Source organism: Adhaeribacter swui, assembly GCF_014217805.1.
Classification (GTDB): Bacteria; Bacteroidota; Bacteroidia; order Cytophagales; family Hymenobacteraceae; genus Adhaeribacter; species Adhaeribacter swui.
This window is the reverse complement of record NZ_CP055156.1, coordinates 1,039,510-1,066,328: the sequence shown is the minus strand read 5'-3', so window position 1 is coordinate 1,066,328 and position 26,819 is coordinate 1,039,510. Positions and strand designations below refer to the sequence as shown.

At 42.8% G+C, this 26,819-nt stretch carries 19 protein-coding genes and 1 pseudogene; 10 read left to right on the top strand and 10 right to left on the bottom strand.

The features are described 5' to 3' along the window. Positions 1-69: 69 nt before the first annotated feature. A complete protein-coding gene (locus HUW51_RS05460; protein ID WP_185272981.1) occupies positions 70-990 on the top strand; it encodes a ketopantoate reductase family protein in 921 nt (306 codons plus the stop codon). A gap of 829 nt (positions 991-1,819) precedes the next feature. On the opposite strand, the gene HUW51_RS05455 is transcribed toward HUW51_RS05460, so the two are convergent. From HUW51_RS05455 to HUW51_RS05445, 3 genes are all read right to left on the bottom strand, one after another. Beyond that, the gene (locus HUW51_RS05455) at positions 1,820-2,989 is read right to left on the bottom strand and encodes a glycoside hydrolase family 43 protein (protein ID WP_185272980.1); all 1,170 of its coding nucleotides are present in this window, start codon (positions 2,987-2,989) and stop codon (positions 1,820-1,822) included. Positions 2,990-3,590: 601 nt separating this feature from the next. Next, entirely contained in the window at positions 3,591-3,860 is a 270-nt protein-coding gene (locus tag HUW51_RS05450; RefSeq protein WP_185272979.1) for a hypothetical protein, read from the bottom strand. Continuing rightward, the gene (locus HUW51_RS05445; RefSeq protein ID WP_185272978.1) at positions 3,857-4,486 is read right to left on the bottom strand and encodes a pyridoxamine 5'-phosphate oxidase family protein; all 630 of its coding nucleotides are present in this window, start codon (positions 4,484-4,486) and stop codon (positions 3,857-3,859) included. The genes HUW51_RS05450 and HUW51_RS05445 overlap by 4 nt, the downstream gene beginning before the upstream one ends. A 174-nt stretch (positions 4,487-4,660) precedes the next feature. On the opposite strand from HUW51_RS05445, the gene tcmP reads away from it, so the two are divergent. The 6 genes from tcmP (at position 4,661) to HUW51_RS05415 (ending at position 9,287) form a co-directional block, all read left to right on the top strand. Next, positions 4,661-5,770, top strand: a complete 1,110-nt coding sequence (gene tcmP, locus HUW51_RS05440; RefSeq protein WP_185272977.1) for a three-Cys-motif partner protein TcmP — start codon at positions 4,661-4,663, stop codon at positions 5,768-5,770. 55 nt (positions 5,771-5,825) lie between these two features. Further along, entirely contained in the window at positions 5,826-6,542 is a 717-nt protein-coding gene (locus HUW51_RS05435; RefSeq protein ID WP_185272976.1) for a DUF5131 family protein, read from the top strand. Between the two features lie 362 nt (positions 6,543-6,904). Then, positions 6,905-7,063, top strand: coding sequence for a hypothetical protein (locus tag HUW51_RS05430; protein ID WP_185272975.1), 159 nt, complete (start codon positions 6,905-6,907; stop codon positions 7,061-7,063). Positions 7,064-7,227: 164 nt separating this feature from the next. Continuing rightward, positions 7,228-7,803 carry a Crp/Fnr family transcriptional regulator gene (locus tag HUW51_RS05425; RefSeq protein ID WP_185272974.1) on the top strand — a complete coding sequence of 192 codons (576 nt, stop codon included), beginning with the start codon at positions 7,228-7,230 and terminating at the stop codon, positions 7,801-7,803. Positions 7,804-7,913: 110 nt separating this feature from the next. Next, a complete protein-coding gene (locus HUW51_RS05420; protein WP_185272973.1) occupies positions 7,914-8,648 on the top strand; it encodes a DUF4386 domain-containing protein in 735 nt (244 codons plus the stop codon). 225 nt (positions 8,649-8,873) lie between these two features. Continuing rightward, positions 8,874-9,287 (top strand): hypothetical protein, encoded by a 414-nt coding sequence (locus tag HUW51_RS05415; protein WP_185272972.1) that lies wholly within the window; start codon positions 8,874-8,876, stop codon positions 9,285-9,287. A gap of 51 nt (positions 9,288-9,338) precedes the next feature. Here HUW51_RS05415 and HUW51_RS05410 read toward each other — a convergent pair whose 3' ends face one another. Next, the gene (locus HUW51_RS05410; protein ID WP_185272971.1) at positions 9,339-10,211 is read right to left on the bottom strand and encodes a helix-turn-helix transcriptional regulator; all 873 of its coding nucleotides are present in this window, start codon (positions 10,209-10,211) and stop codon (positions 9,339-9,341) included. Between the two features lie 95 nt (positions 10,212-10,306). On the opposite strand from HUW51_RS05410, the gene HUW51_RS05405 reads away from it, so the two are divergent. Next, entirely contained in the window at positions 10,307-11,248 is a 942-nt protein-coding gene (locus HUW51_RS05405) for an NADP-dependent oxidoreductase (protein ID WP_185272970.1), read from the top strand. A gap of 686 nt (positions 11,249-11,934) precedes the next feature. Here HUW51_RS05405 and HUW51_RS05400 read toward each other — a convergent pair. The 4 genes from HUW51_RS05400 to HUW51_RS05385 all read right to left on the bottom strand — a co-directional run bounded on the left by HUW51_RS05400 (position 11,935) and on the right by HUW51_RS05385 (position 19,559). Beyond that, positions 11,935-13,326 (bottom strand): sulfatase family protein, encoded by a 1,392-nt coding sequence (locus HUW51_RS05400; RefSeq protein WP_185272969.1) that lies wholly within the window; start codon positions 13,324-13,326, stop codon positions 11,935-11,937. Between the two features lie 11 nt (positions 13,327-13,337). Then, the gene (locus HUW51_RS05395) at positions 13,338-14,798 is read right to left on the bottom strand and encodes a sulfatase family protein (protein WP_185272968.1); all 1,461 of its coding nucleotides are present in this window, start codon (positions 14,796-14,798) and stop codon (positions 13,338-13,340) included. A 30-nt stretch (positions 14,799-14,828) separates the two neighbouring features. Next, positions 14,829-16,310 (bottom strand): RagB/SusD family nutrient uptake outer membrane protein, encoded by a 1,482-nt coding sequence (locus HUW51_RS05390; protein WP_185272967.1) that lies wholly within the window; start codon positions 16,308-16,310, stop codon positions 14,829-14,831. Positions 16,311-16,382: 72 nt separating this feature from the next. After that, the gene (locus HUW51_RS05385; protein WP_185272966.1) at positions 16,383-19,559 is read right to left on the bottom strand and encodes a SusC/RagA family TonB-linked outer membrane protein; all 3,177 of its coding nucleotides are present in this window, start codon (positions 19,557-19,559) and stop codon (positions 16,383-16,385) included. A 700-nt stretch (positions 19,560-20,259) separates the two neighbouring features. Here HUW51_RS05385 and HUW51_RS05380 point away from each other — a divergent pair. Beyond that, positions 20,260-21,876 carry a Na+/H+ antiporter gene (locus HUW51_RS05380; protein ID WP_185272965.1) on the top strand — a complete coding sequence of 539 codons (1,617 nt, stop codon included), beginning with the start codon at positions 20,260-20,262 and terminating at the stop codon, positions 21,874-21,876. 243 nt (positions 21,877-22,119) lie between these two features. On the opposite strand, the gene fabF is transcribed toward HUW51_RS05380, so the two are convergent. Together fabF and HUW51_RS24515 are read right to left on the bottom strand one after the other, a co-directional pair. After that, complete coding sequence (fabF, locus tag HUW51_RS05375; protein WP_185272964.1) at positions 22,120-23,370, bottom strand: beta-ketoacyl-ACP synthase II; 1,251 nt, start codon at positions 23,368-23,370, stop codon at positions 22,120-22,122. A 31-nt stretch (positions 23,371-23,401) separates the two neighbouring features. Next, a pseudogene (locus HUW51_RS24515) lies at positions 23,402-23,485 on the bottom strand (DUF2798 domain-containing protein); the annotation flags it as partial. 858 nt (positions 23,486-24,343) lie between these two features. Here HUW51_RS24515 and HUW51_RS05365 point away from each other — a divergent pair. Beyond that, on the top strand, positions 24,344-26,815 hold the full coding sequence (locus tag HUW51_RS05365; RefSeq protein WP_185272963.1) for an Ig-like domain-containing protein: 2,472 nt from the start codon (positions 24,344-24,346) through the stop codon (positions 26,813-26,815). Positions 26,816-26,819 lie beyond the last annotated feature (4 nt).

The following is a 26,819-nucleotide window of genomic DNA, read 5'->3' as shown; positions in this document are numbered from 1 at the left end:
TACGTTTTTTCCTGACCTTAGTATTATTTTAATTTACCCGAAGAACGCTAAGGTTTTAAATTATTTTGCATGAAGTATTTAGTAATTGGCGCGGGTGGTGCCGGTGGATTAATTGGTGGTTTTCTGGCCCGGAGCAATTTTGATGTAACCTTAGTAGCCCGCGGGGAGCATTTAGCTGCCATTCAGGAAAAAGGCTTGACCATCCATCTATATAATCACGAAAGAATTACTATTCCGGATATAAAAGCAGTTTCGTTAACCGAGCTGGGCCGGGAGCGGTTTGAAGTTATTTTTGTTTGCGTAAAAGCCTACAGCATTAAAGAAATTATACCGGTACTGGAGCAGGTAGCCGATGCGCAAACCATTATTATTCCGATTCTCAACTCCATGGAAACGGGTAATATTTTGCGAGCCACTTTGCCACACAAAACCATCGGCGACGGCTGTATTTACGTTACCGGCTACGTGTCAGGACCCGGCGAAATCATCCAGAACAACCAGATTTTCCGGGTTGTTTATGGTTTTGCCAACCAAAGTAAAGCCAATTACCCGTTGCTCGAAACTATGGAAGCCGATTTACGAACCAGCGGCATAGAGGTACAATACAGCGCCGATATTTTTAGCCAGATTTTTAAAAAATTAGCTTTTACCTCAGCCTTTGCCTCGGTGGGCGGGTATTATCAGGTTAATGCCGCAGCTATTCAGCATACACCCGAATATCGGGAAGAATTTATCCGGCTGCTTCGGGAACTGGAACAAATTGGGCAAGCCGCTAACTACACCACCAGCGCGGAAATTGTAGAAAATAATATAGTCATTTTAGACGGGCTGGCCAGCGAATTTACGACTTCTTTTCAGAAAGACCTGCCATTAAACAAGCCCGATGAGCGGGAGCAGCTTATTTTTGATGTTGTCCGAATGGCGCAAAAGTACCAGGTACCGGCGCCTACTTACCTGAAAATTGCCCAATATTTTGGTTATACTGGTTGATGGCTTGAATAATACTAAACAGTAAGAAGTGGTTGCTATAACAGACATTGATGTTGTTCTTTGGAGTCTGTTCCAGCTTCTTTCTCTGGCGCAAGTTTTCAAACTTGGGCCTACTTATAAAGTAAAGTCTGTGACTTTACTCCGGCTTTCAGCCGGAACCTGCATCGGCTGGAGCAAGCTGCTAAAAAGTAAATTTTTAAAAATTTAGTAATTTACTGTGCTTACTTGGAGCCGGTTCCCGTCTCCAGGCTTTGGTGCTATCTAGTTTGATATTTCAAGTTTTGCCTCATGGCCGGCGGGCCTCGTTTGGCTCTTCCGGGCTGGTCTAAGCTTGTTTTGTTCGTCCCTCACAATGCCTCGTGCCTCGGCACCACAACCTTAGAAGGCCCTCCACAGCCAAACTGGTGTCTTTGCTAGTAGCTTCCGTGTTTACTTTTTTTAGTAGAATTTCTCAAATACTTGAGTAAACCTCTACTAAACAGTATCAGAGAGTTTATTTGCTGATGGTTGATTGTAGTCTATGAATTTATTTTTACACTCCTGATTTCTACCAGACGAGCTAGAAAAACCGTAGCTAAGCGCGAAGACACCAGTTTGGCTGTGAAGGGCCTTTTAGCGATTCGGTGTGGCGGAGCCACATTCCGCAGCGGAGCGAGGAAAGATTCGCTAAACCGCCCGAAAGAGCCAAACGAGGCCCGCCGGCCACGAGGCAAACTCAGCCCTATCCAATAAGATGGAACCTATGTATGGAGGCTGGAACAGACTCCAAAGAAACGCTTGCTATATAATAGCTTGTAAATACGATTTAGCATAACCACCCAAAAGAACCTTATTCCTTACTCGCAGCCTTTACACCCGAAGGCAATTTTTGCGGAGTAGTTGTAGGTCCATAAACTTTTAACACACCATCTTTCACCTCCATACGATCAATAAAAACCACGCGTTCGTCGCCGGTTTTGGTGGTGCGGCCATGATAAACGCAGAACATTTCTTTGCCATCGGGGGAGTAGGTAATGCTGTTGTGGCCGGTGCCGGTTACCGTACCGCCTTTAGCCGTATTTTTCTGTAATACCGGATTATTGGCGGCTTTTTTAAACGGCCCCAAAGGCGAGTTAGAAGTAGCGTACCCTACGGCGTAATGCTGCCCGCCAAAGTAATTCGCCGAGTACATAATGTAATAGGTATTGTCTTTCTTAAACGTCACGGAGCCCTCCGTCCAGCGGCGGTTTACTTCTTTGGATGTTACGGAACGGCTTTCCCATTCGGTTTGTTTGTCGCTGAGTTTTACGGGCGGGCGCAGCAATAAAACGGGTTCGCCAATTACGCCGGAAAAATCAGGTTTTAATTCTACGCCGTAGACCCAGCTTTCTTCAATTTCTTTAAACCAGCCTTTTTGCTTGGCCCAATCGGCTATTTCGCTGGCTACGGAGTGCTTGTAAGCGGCCCGGGAATAGTATAAGTAAGCTTTGCCGTTGGTGTCGAAAAACACGTTGGCATCAATTACCGGGTAACCCGGGTCGAAAACCGGCTTGTTAGCCAAGTCTACGAAAGGACCAGTTGGTTTATCGGCTACGGCTACGCCAATTTTAAAATTTTCTACTTCTTTGGTGGGGTTTTCTTTCCATTGGGCACTGTAAAACAAATAATACTTGCCTTTTACCTCGTACACTTCCGGTGCCCAGTACGCCCCACCCCAACTGGCATTCGGGTCGCTCCAGCCGTTCTTGTTATCATGAAAATAGACTTGCCCTTCGGGTTTCCAGTTTACTAAATCTTTGGAAGAGTAAGCCGAAAAGCCCTTGTTAGCGCCAGCACCCGTGCCGTACATGTAATACATGCCCTTGGTGCGCAACACGTACGGGTCGCCGAATTGTACCTTTAACGGATTCGTATAAGTAGCCTTGGCGGTCGCAACTTTGGGAGCAGTGGTTTGAGCCAGGGCAGAATTCCAGGTTAGTCCGGTAATCAGGCAAAATAAAAAAAGCGTATTTTTTATCATACAAATAAAGTTGTTGGTTGTTCGTGTTTCGGTGGGTATGGACTATTACGTCGCATAACAACCAAAACAATCGGTAGCCTAAATCTGGCGGGGCACTTTCTGGTTCTTCGTTAATTTTTTAAAAAATTGAAAACTAACAGCAGCAAGTTATCCAGAATAAAGTTTTTATTCGCCAAAGCCCGGCCATACCAATTGCAATCTAAGTTAAAAGTAAATAAACCGAAAACAATTAACACGAAAAGCCAGTCTGGAGACATAAGAAAGAAAGCGTGTTAGAAGGAAGGTAATTTTTGAATCGGGGTAAATAACTCTTCTTAAGGCAAATTAGTTAGGGAGGTTGGCGATTTACTTTTAGTTATCCATCCAGTTCTATCGCGAGCGTCCTCGCTCGTGATGTCCCATCGTCCGGCTTCTGGCCGGTAGGAACTTGCCAACTATTTTCTTTTAAGAAAAGTAGATTGGTTTGCCCGGCCAGAGGCCTCCCAAATAGTTAGACACGAGCGAGGACGCTCGCGCTATAGTACCTGTTATATTACTTGCCGTATTACTTGCCAAATTACCTGCATGCTAGATTACCTGTTAGAATAGGGAAATAATCTCTTTAAATAATGGTGAAACCATGACCTGGGGCATCCGGGTCAAAGTCGTAGCGGTCGCAGCGGGAATCGTACCAATCTTTTTTAAACTGTTCCAGGCTTTCCAGGTGCGCTTCAATGGCCGGTATTCCTGCGGCGTGTTCGTCGCCGTCCACGAGGCGCGGTTCGGTGGCGGTATCATCGGGGATTAACGCGTATTGAAATGCCAGCTTCTCTAAACGGTCCTGCCAGGTGGGGATCAGGTGGTTCTCCGGTGGGTAATAAATTGTGATCATTTCGGGGCAATTTTTAAATTTTCCAGTTCCGCTTTTAATTTTTGGTTTTCTGCTTCTAAATCCGAGAGGCGTTGGCGCTGGGCCGCGAAGGTGGGTTCCAGCTCTTCGGCGGTGTAGCGCGGGGTAATGTGCTGCGGACAGTTCCAATCGTAAGCCTGTACCGTGAGTACCAGCATGCGCTCCGGCCGGTGTTTATAGTCGGCGGGGTCTATTTGGGCAAACAGTTCGGGCGCATCGGTGATCTGTACTACTTTGGCTTGGGCATATATTTTCAGGCGGGCCCGGTGCGGGTACGCCACCATAATGAGCGCCACATTCGGGTTAGTCTCGATGTTGCCGACGGAGATGTACTGCCGGTTGCCCGAAAAATCCACGAAGGCCAGCGTATGCACATCCAGTACTTTTACAAAACCCTTGGGTCCGCCACGATGTTGGATGTAGGGGTAGCCGTTCTCGCCGATGGTGGCCATGTAAAAATGATCCTGAGCCCCGATAAACTTTATTTCATTCTCGGTCAGGCCATCCTGTACGTGGTATTTTTCCACGCGCTCGTAAAGCTGCCGGCTCCCAAATTCCTGCTGTAATTCTTTGGCGGCATCAGAAAAAGCTAATTGACTATAATTCATCTTTTTCGCAGTTGAGGATATTACTGAAACAGGCTGGCAGGTTGCTTTGTTTGGCGGCGGCTGTTTGGAAGTAGTTAATTAAAAAAACTGGACTTTTCAAGTAATTTATTAGGTCTTTATATTATAAAGTTCTAATATTAAGATGTTAGTTAAGATGAGTATATAGGAATCTTTATGCCTGGAATAAATTTACATAATAAACCATTTGATGAGTCTACCCTAGCTAAATTAGAAATATTTGAAAAGTATGCTGAAGCTTGGCTTCCTGTATTTTGTCATAAACCAGGTAGAACAATTTGCATTTTTGATTTTTTCGCTGGAACTGGTTATGATAAAAACAATGTACCTGGAAGCCCAATAAGAATTTTAAAAGTAGTTAAGGAATTCCTAGAAATTATTTTCAAGAATACAATTACTGTTAAAGTTTATCTGAATGAGTACAATGCTGCTAAATATGATTTACTTAAAGCGTCTTGGGAAACTTATTTGGATTCTAATAGAGATTTAAGAAGAGTAATAAAGTATGAAATATTTAATAAAGATTTTGAAGAAGTATTTAAAACTTTATTACCTGAAATTAACAAATATCCTAGCTTAGTTTTTCTGGATCAGAATGGGGTGAAATTTGCTGCTGATGAATACTTTCAAGCATTAAACAAGCTTTCAGAGACGGACTTTCTGTTTTTTATCTCATCTTCTTACATTTGGAGGTTTGGTGAAAAGAAAGAGTTTCAGAAATATTTGCCTATAAATATAAATGAGTTAAAAAAGAACCCCTATAAATTTATTCACCAAGAAGTTGTACACGCTCTTAAGCGAAAGCTTCCCGATGGTTCTAAATTGAAACTATATCCTTTTTCAATTAAAAAAGGTACACATATTTATGGATTAGTATTTGGTGCTAAACACCTCTTAGCAGTAGATAAATTCTTAGACATTGTTTGGAAGAAAAACCCTATTAATGGTGATGCTAACTTTGATATTTATGATGATTTAGCGCCAGTAGAAAAGCAATTATCTTTATTCCCTAAACCACTTAAGTTGAATAAGATTGAAAGATTTCAACTATTATTAGAAGAAGAAATTAAATTGGCTGGGACAATAACGAATTTAGAATTATATGAATTCACTATAGATAAGGCTCACATCTGTACTCACACCAAAGACCATTTAGTTGCCTTGAAGAATAAGGGCAAGATTACCTATGATAGTAGGTTTCCTAAAATAAATTATGAGGCGGTTAAGAAGAAAGATGTAGTTACAATTAAGTGGGTTGCTAAATAAATTAGTTTATAGTGTGTGTGGCTAATTATTTTAGTGTAAATTTGAATTAAAAATTATGGCTCAGTCAAGTATAGAATGGACCGAATTGACCTGGAATCCAACTACAGGCTGCACTAAGATCTCCGCTGGTTGTAAGTTCTGTTATGCTGAAGTAATGGCTAATCGCTTACAGGCTATGGGTATAGATAAATACAAAGATGCATTTGCTATACGAATTCATCCAGATACTTTAAAAATTCCTTATTCTTGGAAATCTCCTAAAATTGTCTTTGTTAATTCAATGAGTGATTTGTTTCATGATCAAATACCATTTTCTTTTATAAAACAAGTATTTGAAGTAATGAATGATAACCCTCAACATATATTTCAGGTATTAACTAAACGTGCTGAACGTTTATTAAAGTTAAGTCATGAGCTAAAATGGACAAATAATATTTGGATGGGTGTTTCAGTAGAAGATGATCGCGTTGTAGAAAGAATTGAATATTTATGCAATACTAATGCTAAGATTAAGTTTCTTTCTTTGGAGCCGCTAATAGGTCCATTATCTAATTTAAATTTAAAAAACGTTGACTGGGTTATCGTAGGTGGAGAAAGTGGCCGTAAGCCTCGCCCTATGAGAGCAGAATGGGTTCTTGATATTCAAAACCAATGCGAGAAAGCCGGAGTTGCTTTTTTCTTTAAGCAATGGGGCGGACGCAACAAAAAAGCCACAGGACGCTTGCTAAATGGTAGGACATATGATGCAATGCCTAAGTTTGCTGAAATATAAATAAGCTATAAGTCTTATTGTTGTTATATATTTAATATTAAATTATTTATATTCCTTTTTGTTGTGCTTAGAGTTAGCGCAGCGCTCTAAGTACTTTTGTGCGGCCAATCTCTGATTGGCGTTTACCAAAACTCCCCAATACGCCAATCAGAGATTGGCTGTCCAGAAATGCGGAGAGACCGCTCACGCGAACTCTCCGCATAACAGTACAACGCATACCAGGGAGGTACGGAAGTAAATCCGCACCAGAAATGCTTTCCACGCATTTTAAAAAAGCCAATCTCCTGGGCGTATTATTCGTAATAAAGCATACCGTTTAGCTAAACCGCAGCTGACTAAATTTAACCAAACGAAACCAGACTATGACAACCAGATCAGGAGATCAGCAAAAGAAACAGCGCCAGAAGGAATTTAAGGAAAAACAAGAACACCAGAAGCGCCTGCTGGCTGAAAAAAAAGCGAATAAAGATAAAGGTAAAAGTACTGATGCACCGGATGAGCTGGGCGAAACAGAGGATTAGAGTCTGTTTACATTTGGCCTAAGCTAGCTAAACCGGCTATTTTGTAGCATTTATAGAATTCTGGAAGAAACTTGCCGAAATACGTGGTTTTTGTATAGTTAAAATACTATTTAACCGGTTCTGGTTTTTTACCTTTACGGACTTACCCGCAACCCGTAAAATAAATGGAAAACCCAATTATTAAATTTATTACTTCTTACGTTGCACTTTCGCCGGAGGAAATAGACCTGGTTAATGAACAAAATCAGATTATATCCTATAAAAAAGGGACATTGCTACTATCGGAAGGAGAATATGCGAAAGAATGCTACTTTATTTTAAAAGGTTGTATACGCAGCTATTACCTCGTGAACGGGGAAGAAAGAACTACCGAATTTTATAATGAAACCCAGGGCATTAACCCGGTAAGTTATTTAACCAAGCAACCATCGGAATATTATCTGGCTTGCGAAGAAGATTGCGAGGTGGCGATAAGTTCGGCGGAGCGAAGTGAAAAGTTGATCCGGAATGTACCTAAATTGGAAGCGCTGATTATGCAAATGAGTAAGGAGTTACTAGTGCAAAATCAGGTATCGTTTGATAATTTTAAAAATCTGAGCCCGGAGATGCGTTACCTAAAACTGCTGGAAACAAGGCCGGAATTATTTAACCGGGTTCCGCTGAATCATATTGCCACCTACCTGGGTATTACGCCTGTTTCGTTGAGCCGCATGCGAAAAAGAATTACGGTTAAACCCTGATTGGCCGTTACCTAACCTCCTGAAGTTTTATACAAGTATTAATTATCTTAAGATAATTTTTGCCGGTTTGTTTACCGCTAGTTTTGCTTCTGATTTAATACCGGAGCAACATGGAAACAATTAAAACTGGCAAACAAAAAGATAAAACAGCCGCATTAATTACCGGGGTGTTTTACTTAGCGGCGGCTCTAACCGCTATAGTTGCCTTAAAGTTATACGAACCTATCCTGTACCACCCGGATTACCTGGTACAAGGCGCTAAAAACACGTATCTCATAGTATTAGGAGCTTTCCTGGAATTACTTACCGTAGCCACCGTAGCCGGAACAGCCATTATGCTGTTTCCTTATTTACGAAAGTTCAACGAAAGCATGGGACTGGCCTATTTGTGTTTCCGGGTGCTGGAAGCTATTCTTATTCTTGTTGGTATAGTTAGTGTTTTATCGCTGCTTACTCTTAGCCAAACCTTTACCAAGGCCGTTGCCCCGGATGTGGTTAATTACCAAATAACCGGCATTATCTTAAAAGCAGTTCACGATTATACTTTTATGCTGGGGCCTAATTTTATGCTGGGCATTAATACTTTTCTGTATAGCCTTGTTTTTTACAGCTCCCGGCTTATCCCTAAAAAACTGGCGTTGATGGGGTTAATTGGTGCTCTGCTAATATTTCTGGCTTCACTTCTGGAACTGTTTGGCCTTATCCGCCAGGTATCGGTAGAGGGCGTATTGTTGGCGCTGCCGGTATTTGCTTACGAAATAATTTTAGCTGTTTGGCTAATCACGAAAGGCTTCAACCAGGAAGTTTTGTCTGCCCGATCCTTACAGGCTAAAGTGTGGATTTAAGGCGAAAGTCAGGAATAAAATAAGAATACCCACCTTTTTTAAATACAAAAATCAAAAACTATTCTGCCTGCAATAGCCTTTGGCCGGGTTATTCTCTCCCGTTTAAAGCATCAGCCTTTACCCAATGCCGGTAATTTTTAGCAAGAGATTTAGCTAAGCAGATGTGCACCCAACCAGAAATACCAGATTCAGAAAGGAATAAACAACCACTATAAATCAAATAAAATGAAAAAATTTAAATTTTTAATTTTTGTCGCGGCCGTAATTACTACCAGTTCTTGTTCCCGGAACCTGCACCTGAATTATCAGTTAGAAGCGGCAAATACCGGCAGCATTATTTTAAAACCAGGCCGGCCAACCGAGAAAACTATGGTTACTTTAAACAATCAGGTAATCGTAAATAACAAGAACGTCAAATCCTTAACTATTCATCATGTACCAACTGGTAATTATACCTTTCATTATGTTTCGGGCACGAAGTGGTACAAGAATAAATTAGACGTACAGTTGCCCGTACAAATGGAAGCTGGGAAAGAAGTAACAAAAATCGTGGAAGTGCCACCTTATAAAAATGGCTATTGGTATTACCTGGCTGGCCAGGCGGTATTATCGGGAGTCATTGGGGCATTGCTGCGGTAGAAATCAGGATTCAATACCCCGCTTTTTTAAATTTTAAAATGCCGCCGCTATTTACTCTGCCATTACGGCGGCACTTACCAACACCGGTTTGGTTAAAGCTTTGCGAAATTCCGAAGGGCTGACGCCGCGGTTCTTCCGGAAGAATTTGTTTAAATGGCTTTCGTCGGTAAAGCCCAGCTCGTCGGCAATTTCGTGCATGCGTTTATCGCTGTGCTGCAAACGCGCTTCAATTAATTTTAGCCGGTAGTTTATCAAATACTTTTGCAAGGTTTCGCCGGTGTGTTTTTTAAAAAATCGGCCCAAATACGTTTCTGAAATACCTAAATGCTGACTAATAACCTCGGCGCGCGTTTTTTCCGGCGCGTAAATATTATCCTGGATGTAGTTAATAATCGTTAACGCTTTGTCGTCGGTACCGGTGTGTACTTGCTCGGGCAGGTATTTGGCAATGTTGCGCGCCACCACCACAATTAAGGTATTTACCAACTGTTGAATCAGTTCCTGGTTGTACAAGTCGCGGTTCACGTGTTCCCGGATAATAGCTTCTACCATGGGGCGCACCAAGGTTTTATCTACCTGGTTTTTTAAAATACAGCCTGGCTGGTGACTGGCATTTTGCAGAATAAACTCCAACCGCGGAATGTTATCGGTATGCAAGCCGCTTTGCTTCAGGTAAATATTATTAAACCGCAAAAAGAAAAACTCAGTAGTAGTATGAATATCAAAAGAATGGCAATCTTCGGGCGTAATCAAAAATAGGTGCCCCGCCCGGTAAGCAAATTGATGCTGGTTGATACACTGGTAGCCAGTACCCGCTAAAATAAATATCAGCTCGAAGAAATGATGCTGGTGTTCCCGTTGCGAATCTTTGTCTAAAGTTTCAAAAACAATGGAAAACGGTTCGTGCAGGCTTTCTTTCTTCATGGTGCAATTATACCAAATTAACGAAAAAGTATACCAGTGTTAGTTAGGTTTTTTGGTACAACTTTGTAGTGTTCCAAGATTAAAAGTAAAAAGTAATGAAAGCATTTGTATTAAACGGTTTTGGCGGCCCTGACCAACTGGTGCCCGCGACCATAGAAACCCCGGTTATAAAACCCGACGAAGTATTAGTGCAGGTAAAAGCCATTAGTTTAAACCCCGTAGATGCCAAAAGCCGTTCGGGCAAAGGCATGGCTGGCCGTTTAAAAGAATTGCCCACCATAATTCTGGGCTGGGATATAGCAGGCGTAGTAACCGAAGTAGGCGAAAACGTAACAAATTTTAAAAAAGGCGACGAAGTATTTGGCATGGTTAACTTTCCGGGCCACGGCCAGGCCTACGCCGAATACGTAGCGGCTCCGGCCGCGCACCTGGCCTTAAAACCCGCTAATATCACTTACGAAGAAGCTGCCGCCGCTACCCTGGCGGCCTTAACTGCTTACCAGGCCTTTGTGCATAAAGCTACCGTATCGCCGGGGCAAAAAGTTTTAATTCATGCGGCGGCTGGTGGAGTAGGGCATTTTGCCGTGCAATTGGCCAAACATTTGGGCGCGTACGTCATCGGCACTTCTTCGGCGGCTAACCGGGATTTTGTGTTGAGCCTGGGTGCTGACGAGCACATTGATTACCAAACCCAGCGTTTTGAAGACGAAGTGCAGGAGGTAGACCTGGTGCTGGACACCTTAGGCGGCGATAACATTGCCCGCTCCTTGCAAGTAATAAAATCCGGTGGTACGCTCATTACCATTCCCAGCGGTATGGCCGATACGGTTACGGAACAAGCCCAAGCCAAAAATGTAAACGGGTTTTTCTTTTTAGTACAATCCAGCGGCGACGATATGCAGCAACTGGCGGCTTTACTGAAGCAAGGCATTTTAAAAGCCCACGTATCGCTTACTTTCCCGTTCAGCGATTTACCTAAAGCCAGCGCCCAAATAGAAACTGGCAAAACCAAAGGCAAACTGGTAGTTACGGTTTAAGTTTACTTTAGAAAAAGTATTGAAAGAAAAAGCGTGGAAGCTGGAATTTTAAAAATTTAAAAAATTACGTTTACAACCATGCCGGGCGTTAAATAACGCCAAAGCCACAAAAAATAAAAGAAGGTCGATTTGTACCAGGTTAACCGGAGCACCACTTCCAATTAGCCAGAGAAGTAAGTAGCGGTTTTTATTTAAACCCGATACTTTGTTTAGTAAAGGGTGTAGCCAACCATTCACCATTCATCAGGCTACACCTTTTTACTTTTAAAGGAAGAAATTTGAAAAGACGAACTGTTTTCTTCCAGCAAAAGTAATGTGCTTTACCCTACTTCCCCTTCTTTAGTACAAACCGACTTCAGTATGGATGTTTAAAGATTAGCGCTAAATCTGGGTAGACTTTAAGTCTTTCTGCTTATAGAGACCCGCCTTTATTCATTTGGGGTGAAAAAAAACTAAAATTTAATTTTTGAATGGTTTAACCACTAATTAAACTCTTACAACAGAGTTGTTTAAATTTATATTCAGAACTGATTGAAAGGTTGATTTTTTTAAGAAGGGCTTTAAATTAGATTATTCTTTAAGAAGACAAGTAAGCTTTTGAGGTATTTTGTAACAATGATGGCACTTTAAATTTAAAACCGGATAAGTCTTGTTAAATCTGCTTAACAAGACTTATCCGGAGAATATTATTGAACTTTCCGCTTTAACTTTTGGTACTGTAAACGAATTTTTTGGAGCTGGTTTTGATAAGCCGCGTTAGTTGCCAGGTTTTGCTTTTCTAAAGGATCCTTTAGTAAGTCGTACAATTCTTCGTAACCGTATTCAATAAAATTCATGTATTTTATTTCGCGGCTCACCACCCCTTCTACCTTCGGCAAACGCGGGCTTCCTGCAAAGGTATGCTCGTAAAAGAAATCTTGCCGGGATGTTCCGGGTTTATGCGCGGCTACGGCCATTAAATCCAGACCTTGCATTCTCGCGGGCACTGGTTGGTTGGCTAACTTCAGAATAGTGGGGGCAATGTCAATATTTAAGGCTATATCGCTTATGGTTTGGCCTTTTAAGTGGTTGACCTGGCGGGGATCGTAAACAATTAAAGGAACCCGGATAGATTCTTCGTGGCCAAACCATTTGCCTTCCATGCCGTGTTCTCCTAAATAAAAGCCGTTGTCGCCAATAAAAATAATGACGGTATTATCAGCAATGCCCAATTTTTCCAGTTTCGCCACCATGTTCCCGATTACTTCGTCTACCCCGGTAATTAAGCGGTAGTAATTTTTGGTGGTTTCCTGGGCTAATTCCGGAGTAGAAAATAAAGGCTTCCAGCGTACACGGGCAATGTTTTTATCATTCTTAAAAAATTCTGGAAAGCTATTCCAATATTTCGGGTCGGCGGTTTCAGGCGTAGGGATAGTTACGTTTTGGTATAAATTTTTAAATTTTTCCTGCACAATAAACCGAGGCGGATCACCGTCTTGCTCGTGCGGCGCTTTAAAACCTACGGATAAGCAAAATGGACCTTTTTGGCCAAACTTATTTAAAAAATCTTGAATGTCGCGATCTGTTTGGTCGGTGTTATGAATAAAGTTACCCGCTTCATCCTGCATTTCGTAATCGGGTTGCAGTTTGGGAGTGCAGGTCCAGTAATCAAAGTACTCTTTAGGTTGATTTTTCTGACCAACGCCGTATTTATTAATAAAACCAATTTTATAGCCTGCCTTTTTTAGCAACAAAGGATAAGTTTGTTCCACGGCTTCTTTACTAAAATCGGTAGTAAATTCGTTGATCTTATGCCGGGATAAATACTGCCCGCTGAGAATACTCGCCCGGCTCACCATGCAAATGGCCGTAGTAACGTAGGCATTTTTAAATAATAAACCTTTACGGGCCAGGTTATCCAGGTTAGGCGTTTGAATAATTTTATTGCCCATCACCCCCAAGGCATCCCAGCGGTGATCATCGGTTACCACCACAATAACATTGGGCTTTTTAGATTCTTTTTGCCGAAAGGAGAAAAAAACACTCGCGAACAACAAATAAAGAAAGCCCAAGGCTGCCACATTTTTAAAATTTTTCATCAATCCAATAATTATTCAAGAATCGGTTTACCTTCGAAGTTTATATTTTTATAAGGAACAGTTTCGGTTTCGTCTACCACGTAATTCCATTGTTTTACGTACTCCATGCCGGGCTTAAATTCATCTTTCCGCTGTTTTAAAGTAGCGGAAAGTAAGTTATTCAGTTTTTGCTGGGTAGCCGCAAACGCTGGCTGGCCTATTAGGTTGTTTTGTTGAAACGGATCTTTGGTATTATCAAATAACAACCAAGGACCTTTTAAATCACGTGTGTAGGTATATTGGGTAGTAACTACACCCCGGTACTCGCGCCCGCCTTTTGAACGATTCCATTGCCCAAAGGGCTGCACGCACGAAATTAACGTATGTGTTACTTTATTGGGGTTGGTACCCTTTAAAACACCGGAAAAATCTACTCCTTCTACCGAAGTCGGAATTTTGGTTTGCGTCAGGCCTAGTAAGGTAGGCATAATATCGGGCGAGTTGATCAGGATGGGAGATGTTTTTCCGGTATTGCCGAAAGTGGCCGGATAATGAATCAGGAAAGGCACCCGAATGCTTTCTTCGTAGGGTTGTTGCTTATTCCAGGAACCATGGGCGCCCAGCAAATCGCCATGATCGGCGGTAAAAATAAAAATAGTATTGTTTTCAATGCCGGCTTGCTTTAAGGTTTCCCATACTTTGCCAACGCAATCATCAATGGCGGTAACGTGGGCATAATACCCTTTCAAGTCTTTGGTAGCTTTCTCGCGGAACTCCTGCGGCACATTCGGGTTAATTTTAATTTCTTTATCGGCGTACAGCTTTTTGTAGTTTTCCGGGGCAGTCTGGTAAGGATCGTGCGGGGGACCTATTGAAAGAAACAACATAAACGGATCTGGCTTTTTGGCTTGCTCGTTAATAAACCGTATAGCATCGGTGGTTTGGGCAATGGCATCGTAGCCTTCCCAGAACAGCTTCTTATCTGAATTACCGGCGTAATAAGGCGATTGGTTGTAATTATGCGTACACTCCAGCGCTTTCCAGTAATCGAAACCCTGGCGACGGTTTTCCGGAATATAACTGGTGCGGCCGTGACCATCGATGTGCCATTTACCAATAAAACCTGTTTGATAGCCTTCTTTTTTATAAACTTTGGCCAAAGTGGTTTTGGTCGTATCCAGCATTACATCGTTCATAAAAACGCCGGTAGTTAAAGGATACTGCCCCGTTAATAACGAAGCCCGGTAAGGCGTACAAACCGGCATTCCCGACACGGCATTTTTAAGATTTAAACTTTGGCTGGCTAGTTTATTCAAATTAGGCGTTTGTACATTTTTATCGCCCGCGTAGCCCGTAGCCTGCGCCCGCCATTGATCTACCACAATAAAAACAATATTGGGTTTGCGGGCAGGCTGCGGTGTACCGGAGTTTAAAGAAGTTAGGGTAAAACCAAAAAGTCCCGCTATTATCAATAAAATCAGAAACTGTTTCATGGTGCTAATTTTAAAATAGTAAATACCAGCTTAATATCCTGGGTTTTGTTCTAATTGATTCACCAATATTTGTTCTTCCGGTATTGGAGCCAGCAATTTATTGGGTGTCATTTCGTAAGCCGATGCGTACAGGAAAGATTTTTTGGCTTTTTCGCGTAAACCGTGAGCCGTAAGAACGGCCAAAGCTTTGCCGGTGCGTTTGAGGTCGTACCAGCGCTGGTTTTCGAAACAAAACTCTACCTGACGTTCCTTGTCAATTAAATTTTCTAAAGAAACTTTATCTAAACTGGTTAAATCGTTCGTTAATCCGGCCCGGGCGCGCACTTGTTGCACATACGAAATAGCTTCGCCAGTCCGGCCAAGTTCGTTTAATGCTTCGGCGTATAAGAGTAATACATCGGAATAACGCAGAATAGGCAGATTATCGCCAGTGCGGTCATCGGCGGCGGTTACTGGGGGTTTGTATTTGCCGCAATACGGAATATCCCGCACCTGGCCATCCCAGTCTTTTCCGTTCCAGTATTTTATAGATACATCTTTCCGTAAATCGCCGGGTTCAAAAGCATTAATTAAATCTTCGGTGGGCTGATTCCACCCACCCCCCACCAAACTAATGGCCGGGCGATTGGTGATGGCTCCGCCGGAAGTCCAGGGGGCAAACCAGAAAATAAAGCGGTTCGCCAGTTCTACGCTGTTTTCGGAAAACTGAATAGCAAAAATGGTTTCTTTAAAATCTTTGTTGGTGGGGTTAAAAACATCGGCGTAGTTAGGTTGTAAAATGTATTTGCCGGAATTTATAACGGCTTTTAGCGGCGCTTCGGCTTCGGCGTATTGATGCAGGGTAACGTACACTTTGCCTAGTAAAGCCAGCGCTGCCCCTTCGTTGGCCCGACCCACTTCTTCTACTTCTTTGGCCTGGCTAAACCGGGTAGCGGCATCTTTTAAATCGGTTATAATTCTTTCGTACACCTGAGCTTCCGTGGCTCTCTTAATTTTTACCGCTTCTTCGGAGCTGATCGGTTCGGTTACTATCGGTACTCCCCCAAACTGCCGCACCAGATTAAAATAATACAAGGCACGCAAAAATAAAGCTTCGCCGGCGCTCCGGTCTTTATAAGCGGGTTTGGACCAGGTAATTTCCGGACGATCTATTTCAAACAATAATTTATTGCAACGGGTAATTCCGTTGTAAGAAGCATTCCAGAAATTGGCGTAAGCTACGTTGTTAGAAGCCAAGATAAACTGATCAATTACGCCTTTAGAGGCCTCGCCAGTGGCAGTATTGTACTGGAAACTGGCATTGTCGGAAGGAAGCTCGGCCATTACCCAATGTTCTACTTTTTCGTAGTTGCGCATAGGCACGTAGCAGCCGTTGGCCAGCAGAATAATTTCTTTTTCCGATTTATAAAAAGTGCCCTCGTTCAAACTCGATTCGGGATAAATTTCCAGAAAATCATCGGAGCAAGCGGGCAGCAGGCCTAATAAGAGTATATAAACTAAATATTTTTTCACGGTAATTATTTCAATTTAAATAAGGTGATTCTAGATAAAAAGGAACCTGATTCTCTAAATCCAAGCGCCCACTTAAAAAGTAAGATTAATACCTAAAGAAGTAGTTCGGGCTAAAGGATAAGAAGTCATGTCAAAGCCGGGTGCCAGAGTGTTGTTGATGTTCACCGATTGCCCTTCGGGGTTAGCGCCGCCATACTTTGTGAAAGTAGCCAGATTTTGCACGGTAAAGTACAGCCGGCAATTTTTAATAGCGCCGGTATATTGCACCCATTTTTGGGGTAAGTTGTAACCCAGCGTTACGTTGGCAATGCGTAAGTATGTGGCGTCTTCTACCCATAAGTTAGAAACCCGGTGACCTAAGCTGGGAGTTAGTTTGGGAACCCCGTAATGCATGCCATCGCCGGGTTGATCGGCGCTCCGCCAGCGGTTTACCCATTCTTTGCTCACGTTAAAAAAGCCTTGCAGGTTATCTACGGTTTGCCGCAACCCATTCATTACCTGTCCGCCGTATTGCCCGTTTACAATTACGCCCAGGCTCAGGCCTTTGTAAGAAAAATTGTTGGTGAAGCCGTACGTAAAATCAGGGTGCGGATTGCCAATAATGGTGTAATCGAGCAAGTCTGTAATAATGCCGTCGCCGTTTACATCGCGGTATTTTACGTTACCTTCGTATACCTGGGCCGTTTTAATTATATTAGGGTTAGCCATATCTTCGGCGGTATACAAGCCTTCGTAAATGTACCCGAAGAATTGGCCGATGGGTTTTCCCACCACTGAAATGTGAGTAGGGTTGTTATCGTTATTTCCGGCTAAAATGCGGTCGTTGTTACTGTTCAGGGATAAAACTTTGTTCCGGTTAAAAGCAATGTTAAAATTGGTATTCCATTGTACCGTGCCGGCTACAGGTGTTCCGCCCAAGGCTATTTCTATTCCCCGGTTCCGAACGTTTCCTTTGTTTATGGTTTGGGTATTAAAACCGGTAATGGCCGGAATAATGTTGTCGAGCAGCATGTTATTGCTTTTCCGGTTATAAAAATCTACCACCAGGTTTAAACGGTTCTCGAATAAATCTAAGTCCAGGCCGGCATCAAACTGGTCCGATTCTTCCCAGGTTAAATTAGGATTAGGTAACCCCACGCTGACCGCTGTTACCTGCGTGTTGCCAAAGACATAAGCCCCCGGGCTAATAGAAGCCAAATGCGCGTAATTACCAATATTGTTATTACCACTTTTTCCGTAGCTCGCCCGTAACTTCAGGTTATAGATAATAGAGTTGTTTTTCAAAAAATTTTCTTCGGAAAGCCGCCAGGCTGCCGCCATGGAAGGGAAAAAGGCATACCGATTATTGCTACCGAACCGGGAAGAACCATCGGAACGGAACGTAGCGGTTAGTAAATACCGGTCTTTAAAGCCGTAGTTCACGCGGCCCAGATAAGAAATCATGCTCCACTCGTTAGAGCCCTGGCCCCAGCCTTTAATGGTTTGCGCCGCATTAATGGTTTCGAGTAAATCGTTGGCGTATGGATCGGCGTTAAGGTTAATGGTTTTGGCGGAGTTTTTTTGAGTGGTATACCCTACTACTGCACTTACCTGGTGGCTGCCAAAAGTTTTATCGTAGTTCAAGGTATTTTCAATCAGCCAATCAAAACTCTGGTCGCGGATGGTAGTGGAACGGCCCGTACCAGCTACCGGTGGTTTATTGGCAGCACCTACCGTGCTCGGGATAAATTGAAAATAATTAGAAGTAGACCAATTGGTGAATAACGACGTTTTGGCTTTTAAGTCTTTAAACAAGGTTAACTGCACAAACGCCGAACCCAGGTTCTGAAAAATATTCTGGTTCTGAACTGTTTCTTTTAAAACAAACAAAGGGTTAGCAAAACTCCAGGCCGAATGATACTTACTTTGCGGCGAAACAATGTAGGGAATTAAATTTCCACTGGCATCGTAGGGCGACATAAACGGGTTCGCCCAAATGGCCGTACCCAGAACATCTTCGCGGTTGGCGTTGGTATTGGTGCGGTTTTGCTTAATGTAACTGGGCTGCAGCGAAGCGCCTACTAACAAGTATTTGCCAATATTCGATTCCATACCCAGTTTGCTGCTGTAGCGTTCCACCCCGGTATAGCGCACGGTACCTTCCTGTTTAAAATAGCCCAAACTAAAGTTTAAGCGGGAGTCTTTGGTCCCTTTGTAAAGGCTCACATTATGGTCTTGAATAGCGGCGGTTTGTAAAAGTAAATCGTACCAATCGGTGCCGTTACCGGTAATATTATCCAGGTTCTGGTATTCTACGGGGTAATCGTTGAGGATAGCTTCCCGATTTTCGAGCCGACGCACGGTTACGTTTATTTTATCGCGCTGCAATTCGGCAAATTCCCGCAAATTTAGCATTTCCGGCCGGCCTTTTTGGGGTACCTGCTGCACCCCCCGCATCGATGAAACATTCACTTCGGTTCGGTCGTTGGCGCCTTTTTTGGTGGTAATTAAAATAACGCCGTTGGCCCCACGCGACCCGTAAATAGCCGTGGAAGAAGCATCTTTTAAAATAGTTACCGACTCAATATCGTTCGGGTTAATGAATAATAAAGGATTGGTAGTTTGGTTCATTCCGGCCGAGTACGGCAAGCCATCTACTACGTACAAAGGTTCGTTGCCGGCCCCTAAAGAACCATTTCCCCGGATTTTAATGGACGTTCCTGCTCCTGGCGCACCCGAAACCTGCTGAATTTGCACCCCGGCTACTTGCCCGGTAAGTTTTTGATCGATAGTAGAAACCGGTAAACTTTTAATATTTTTTTGGTCTACGGTTGCAACAGAGCCGGTTACATCCTGCGACCGCTGGGTGCCATACCCTACTACCACTACTTCGTCCAGAGCTTTGGTATCTTCCGTTAAGCTAATTTGGAGGAGTTCATTGCCAGTAAAGGCTACTTCTTTGGTTAAATAGCCAATAAACGACACCACCAAAATGCCCCCGTTATCCGGAACGGTTAACTCAAATCCACCTTCGGAGTTGGTAGTAGTACCGATAGTAGTGCCTTTTAAAAGTACCGTTACGCCCGGTAAAGGCTCTCCCGTACCCGAAATTACTTTTCCCGAAACAGGTTTGTCGGCAAAATTTACAGTAATGCTGAACTTATCCGTAATGGCCAGAGCTGGATTAGCGCTACTTTTTAGGAAAGGTAGGTGGTAGAGTAAAAGCAATACGAACCACTTACTACTTTTTTGTAGTAGTTTTTTCATCATTTATTTAGATTAAAGTTTGAGTTTATAGGCCGGCTACCTGCCAGAGTGCCGGTTTTGTTTTTGTTGCTTATTATTTAAGATAAGAGCGTCTGCTATTAGGAGCAATCCTAGAAACCATCGTTTCGGTATATCACTTCAGCGTCTCCTAAATGCTATAAGCTGATGAATGCTCTCACTCCATTTCCTGAATTACCCAAGGTGACTTTAAAGCTTATAACTGTTTTTTTCCTTTAGCCTGTCCTGAAAAACCAATAGAATTTAAAATCAGGAACCTCGCACTTTGCTTTAAACCCGAACGATCGCAACCTACAGTTTAGAGTCTTGCGAAAGTTAAACCTTTCATTATCCTTAGATCTTGCTAAAAATCTGACCAGAGCCACTTTAGGTATTTGCTTCTACTTTATAATATATAATCTATAGATTTTATAGACAAACAAAATAAACATTCCTTTAACTTCCAAATTATTCTTCTGTTTTTGCTATTATCCTTGCACGAATGTTTTTATTACTTAGCTCATTAAATAAAATTTATTTCAGGCGTGGCTTATTCTACTTATTCGAAGCAAATTCTTTTTTCTAATTAATACTTATCCTAAAACTATTTACGAGCCTTATTTTGCTATCCAAAAATTATCCGGACTATGATTATAATATTTAAATTTTTAAATAACATTAAGGCAGGTATCCACTTATCGCGTTTATGCAAAATACCCTGTTCTTTTACCTCGCGCTGTTGCTGGTTATTTTATTTTTGGTAATGCTGGCCCGGCGGTTAAAAGTGTCGTACCCGATTATTTTGGTTTTGGGCGGATTACTGCTAAGCTTTATTCCGGGGCTACCGGGTATTGAAATTAATCCGGAGCTGATATTCCTGATATTCTTACCACCCCTCCTATACGAAGCCGCCTGGAACACGTCATGGAAGGAATTCTGGAAATGGCGCCGGGTAATTGGTTCCTTTGCTTTTTTGGTGGTAATTCTCACTGCTACCGTTATTGCTTTTATTTCGCAGGCACTTATTCCGGGTTTTACTTTGGCTTTAGGTTTCTTGCTGGGAGCCATAATTTCGCCACCCGATGCGGTTTCGGCTACCTCGGTTTTAAAAGATGTGGAGGTGCCAAAGCGCGTTGTTTCCATCTTGGAAGGCGAAAGTTTGCTCAATGATGCGTCGAGCTTAATTATTTTCCGGTTTGCTTTAACCGCAGTAGTTTCGGGTAGTTTTGTTTTGCACGAAGCTGTTACCAGTTTTTTTGTGGTAATTATTATGGGCACGCTTACGGGTTTGGGCGTGGCTTTGGTATTTTATGCCATTCATAGGTGGTTGCCCACTACGCCCAGCATGGATACCGTGCTTACTTTTATCGCTCCTTATTTCATGTACATCACCGCTGAAAGGTTTCATTTTTCGGGAGTACTAGCGGTAGTAAGCGGCGGTTTATTTTTGTCGAACCACAGTCACCGGCTGCTGAGCCACTTGAGCCGGATTAGAGGCGCCAATGTGTGGGCCACGGTAGGTTTTGCCCTGAATGGCTTTGTGTTTATGCTTATTGGCCTGGAATTGCCTTTAATTGTACAACAGCTCGGCGACCACATTACCTTAAGCAATGCCATTACCTACGGTTTACTTATTTCGCTGGTAGTTATTATTACCCGGCTTTTGTGCGTTTTAGGTGCTTCGCTTTTTACGGTATTTATCAGCCGCTTTATTACCACTGCCGATAGTAAGCCCGGTTGGCGGCAACCTTTTATTGTGGGCTGGGCGGGTATGCGGGGGGTGGTTTCACTGGCTTCGGCCCTTTCTATTCCGCTGCTATTAAGTAACGGCCAGGCTTTTCCGCAACGTAACCTTATTTTGTTTATCACTTTTACGGTAATTCTGGTTACGCTGGTATTTCAAGGTTTAACCTTACCCCTTGTCATTCGCTGGCTACATCCGCAGGAAATGGATTACCCTTTATCTTTGCCCGAACAAGATTTAAGAGTGCGTAAAAAATTAAAAGATGCGGCTTTATCTTTAATCCAGGAGAAATACGCCACCGAGGTAAATACCAACGAATTAATTAAAAGCCTGAAGCTGCGTTTACAAAGTGACCTTACTTTTCTGGACCATTTTAATAAGCCGGAAACCGGCGAAAAATGGGCTGATGATAACGTAGAAACTTACCGCAAAGTAATGACCAGTTTGCTAACGCATGAGCGCCAGTTACTGCACCAAATTAACCGAAAAGCCGAAGTAGACGAAGTAGTAGTACGCAAGCATTTAGCTTTACTAGACCTGGAAGAAGAAAAGTTGCGTCAACAAATTGAGAATGATTAGATTGCTGTTTTCGCTATTGTTTATTTTCGCTAGATAAAATAAACAGGCGTGTATCTGTAGGCACTTGATGGATATGAAAGCGTATGCCTCTAATGTTGTATTGATTTGGATAAAAGGTAATTCTGAAGAGCTTATCAAGGCTCCAAAGGAAACTTAATTTGTATTGGCTAATTCAACTTAGTAAAAGAATGGGAGATGGTACTACCATCTCCCAAATCCAAATTTGCCTTAGTGTCAATAAAACTAATTGGTATATTTTTTAAAAATAGAACTGGCCGTATGGCCGCCAAAACCAAACGTATTATTTAAAACATAATTTAGTGGTTTAGTAATAGCTTTACCCAGAACAATTTCCAGGCCTTCCGGAATTTCCGGATCCAGGTTTTCGGTGTTAATGGTAGGGGGGATCAGATCTTCCTTTACCGCCATAATGCTGATAATGCTTTCGATGGCCCCGGCGGCTCCCAGCAAGTGCCCCGTCATGGATTTGGTAGCGCTAAGGGTTACGGGTTTGGTACCAAAAACTTTTTTAATCCCGTTTAGTTCGCTTAAGTCGCCGATACCGGTAGAGGTAGCATGCGCGTTTATGTAATCTATTTGGTCGGGCACTATTTGCGCGTCCTTTAACGCTTTTTCCATGCCCAAAGCTGCTCCTAATCCATTTGATGAAGTACCGGTTAAATGGTAAGCATCGCCAGCCATGCCACCTCCTACCATTTCGGCGTAAATGCGGGCGCCTCTGTTTTGGGCGTGTTCTAATTCTTCTAAAATTAAAGCGCCCGCACCTTCGCCCATCACAAAACCGTCACGCGACTGATCAAAAGGCCGGGAAGCAGTGTCGGGCTGATCGTTGCGTTTCGATAAAGCTTGCGCCGCACTAAAACCACCTACCGACGACTCGGTAATGGCCGCCTCGGAGCCACCGGCTACCATAATGCGGGCCTTGCCCATCCGGATAGTATCAAAAGCACTGATAATGGCTGTATTAGACGAAGCACAGGCCGAAACCGTACAATAATTAGGGCCATACAATTTGTGCCGGATAGAAATAACCCCGGCCGCGATGTCCACAATCATTTTGGGGATGAAGAACGGGTTAAACCGCGGGGTACCATCGCCGCTATGAAACTCCCGTAGTTGTTCTTCGAAAGTGCCAATGCCTCCGTTCCCGGTACCCCAGATTACGCCTACTTCAAACCGTTCGGCTTCCGGAATTTTTAAAAAATCCAGGCCGGCATCCTGAATGGCCTGGTCGCTGGCGGCAATGGCATATTGGGTAAACAAATCGTACTTCCGGATTTCTTTTTTATCCAGAAATTCTTCCGGATGGAAGTTTTTTACTTCGCAGCCAAACTGCGTTTTAAACTTGCTGGCATCAAATTTAGTAATGGGACCGGCGCCACTTTTACCGGCTGCTATATTTTGCCAAAATTCGGTTACCGTATTACCTAAAGGCGTTATGGCGCCCATACCTGTTATTACTACTCTTTTCATATAATTTGCTTGGTACCCCCAAGAACACTGCTTAAACTGTTTTGTTTACCAGCCATTGTACCCGCGGGCCAATTTTTAATATTGCCGGAATAATTACAAAGTAACCCATTAACCAGGATTTAAACCAGACCTATTGAAAATTTAAGGTAAACCCTTTATTAATAGCAATAATAGCGAAAGAAACCAGGCCGGTAGAAATCAAGCCCATGATAAAAGTAAAAGCCCATTTCTACTTCATTAAAGTAGATTTAAGGGGTTAGATACTAGACACTAGATATTAGATATTTGATGTTAGGATTTTTAATTAATGCGTTGAAAGCCAAATTGCTCGGTTAATAAAATTTTAAAAATAGACAGCTATTAGATTCTATCTCTTCTGCTGGGTTTCTCCTAATTTTTAAATTTTAACTATTTTGAAGTTGCTTCCGCGATTGATGCATGGCCTGTTTAAATTTTTTAATTGCCGTAGGCTTGTTTTGGCTGATAGGGTATACCAGTTTGAGTTCCTGCAAAAGTTTGCCAATTAATCTGGCTTATACAAGCTATCTGTAGCGCCTGCTTTTCTAAGGAATTAGCTCCTTTGAGTTACATTTTTTATTAGCAAGTTAATATTTATCTAAATTTTTCGTCTGGTATTTGGTCTAGTCTGGCGGGTTAAAATAGCTGTTCGGCGAAATGTACATTTTTATATATTAATGTTTATATATATTTGAAGGCTTTGCGATCTACCACCGTATAACTTATTGATTAGCAGTATTACCCAAAATTTTAAATTGTGCGCGTACACGTCCGAAACTACACCGCGAACAGCTAAAATTTAGATTGTGCCTTACAACTTTTCGGCGTGGTTTTGCTGCTAACCTTTAATTCAATAATCCAATGGTATTCTCAAAGCTAAAATAATTTTAGGGCGCTGCCCCGCCTGTAGTTGGTGTTACTGGGGCGGCCCATATATATTACCTAATGCTTCTCTATGAGAACTACTTTTACTGCTTATTGTCAATTGTTGCTACATTTTTGGGGCTCTTATAAAAGCTTTTCAATCGTAAGTATTTTCATATTAATTACTTCGTTTGCAAAAGCGCAAACAGTTACGTTTACTCCTGGAGGACCATTTTGCGTTGGCGGTAAGGTAACCGTAAACATTGCCTCTGCTGCAAATGGCAATAAAACTTACACCGTTAGTGTTTATAATGGAAAATCAGCAAACGCCACCGTATTAGAAGATTTAGGAACTATAGGCACGTCCAATTCAACCCATGCGGGCTCGGGCAGTTTCTTTTTACCAAGTGCTTCTGCAGGCAGTGGAAGGTATATAGGCGTAAAATTAACCAATGGTAGTGGGGCAACTGCATTTTCTTCAAATTCGTTTACTGTTAATGCGCTTCCGGGTGCCCCAACCAGTGGCGGCGATCAATCTACCACTTACGGGTCTGCCAATCCCACTCTTTCGGCCAGTGCAGGAAGTGATCAAACCTTGGCTTGGTATGATGTGCCTACGGGTGGTGAACCGATTGCCACCGGAACCACCTTTACCTCCCCGGCGATAACAGCCGGGACTTACACGTATTATGCCGAGGCGCGTAATAGCTCGGGTTGCGCCAGTGCTGTTCGTACTCCAGTAACTTTAACCATTAACAAAAGACCGTTAACCATTACAGCTATCGGGCTACCCAAGGTGTACGATGGTACTGCGGAGGCTTTTGTGGTGTTAACAGCCAATACAATTTACGGCGATGTATTATTATTATACTATAATTCATCTGTATACGACGATAAAAACCCGGGCATCAACAAAAATATTACTGTAAGCGGAATTACCATTGGCGGTAATGCAGCCGCTAATTATACCTTATCTAAAACTACCGCCACCACCACCGCCAATATCGATGGCGATAATGACCTTGATGGCATCGTAGATTCCTATGATTGGGACGATGATAATGATGGTATTCCGGATTTAGTAGAAACCCATAATATAAATGCCATGGGCGATGATAACGGCAACGGTATTCCGGATTACCGCGACCCGAGTTACAAACCGGCCACGTACAACAGTATAACCGGCGTAAACGACTTCTTCGACCAGGATCGGGATGGCATCATCAACTCCTTGGATCTGGACTCAGATGGCGATGGTATCCCGGATGCCATTGAGGCAAATAACGGTCGGAAACCTTTTTATGATTACAACGAGGCTGCAGGAAGGTTTACTACGGGCTCGGTTGGCAATAACGGCTTGACAGATAGCTGGGAAACTGATTTCGACAGTGGTATACCCCGAGTAGACTTGCCCGATACCGATAAAGACGGATTGCCTGATTTTCTGGACCTGGATTCCGATAATGATGGACTAAGCGATAACCTGGAAAGTCAGCCAGAAAGTCAGCCAAACGGCTTGGCCCGGAAATTACCGAAAGGCACGGATGGCGATAAAGACGGCATCGACGACCAATATGATGGCACGTGCGGCTGCAGTGAAAATGGACAGCCAATTACGCCCGTAATAACCAATACCCTGAACGGAATACCAGATTACCTAAACCTGGACAGCGATAGTGACCAGGCACCGGACTTTGTGGAAGCTTACGATTTAAATTACAATACCCGGTCGCTGGATGATTTAAAAGCTTTAGCTGCAAACTTTGCCGGAAATCAAGCTACTAATTCGGCTGCCGGCAAGTATTACGAAATCTTAAATCTGGACCCGAATCATATTCCGGCTTGGCTGCAGGACGATGATCAGGACGGCCTACCTAATTACCTGGATTCTGGTAATATTCACTACCACGATTCAAATAATAATGGTTGGATTGATTTGTTTGAGGTAGCTTCTTACGCGAATGAATTAAATCCTAACCCGGCTTTTCGACAGAACATTACCATTGTGGTTTTACCTGTAGAGTTGATTAATTTTAAAGCGCAACTCACTAAAAACGGCACACTGGTAACTTGGCAAACAGCCGCCGAACACCAAAACGATTACTTTTTAGTGGAGCGGAGCACGAATGGCACTACCTTCGAGACAATCGGGAAAGTGGCGGGTGCCGGTAACAGCAACCAACTTTTAAGTTATTCTTTCCTGGACGAGCACCTGGTGGGCGGCGTAAATTATTACCGCTTAAAGCAAGTAAGTTTAAGTAAACAAATTACCACCAGTAAAATTGTTTCAGTAGAAAGCCCCGTTATCAGTCAGGTTACGAGTCGGGCGTATCCTAATCCAAGCTCCGGTAATTTTAACCTGGAGGTAACCTTACCTGTAGCTAAAGAACTGACCCTGGTGGTTCGGGAGGTAACCGGCCAAATCATTCGCACGCAAACCTTTGCCGCGCTGCCGGGCCGCAATAATATTCCGTTGGATTTAACGCAAGCCCCCAATGGGATTTATGTAGTTTCCATTCTAGGCGATCAGTTGAAATTAGTAGAGCGACTTGTGAAAAATTAAAATT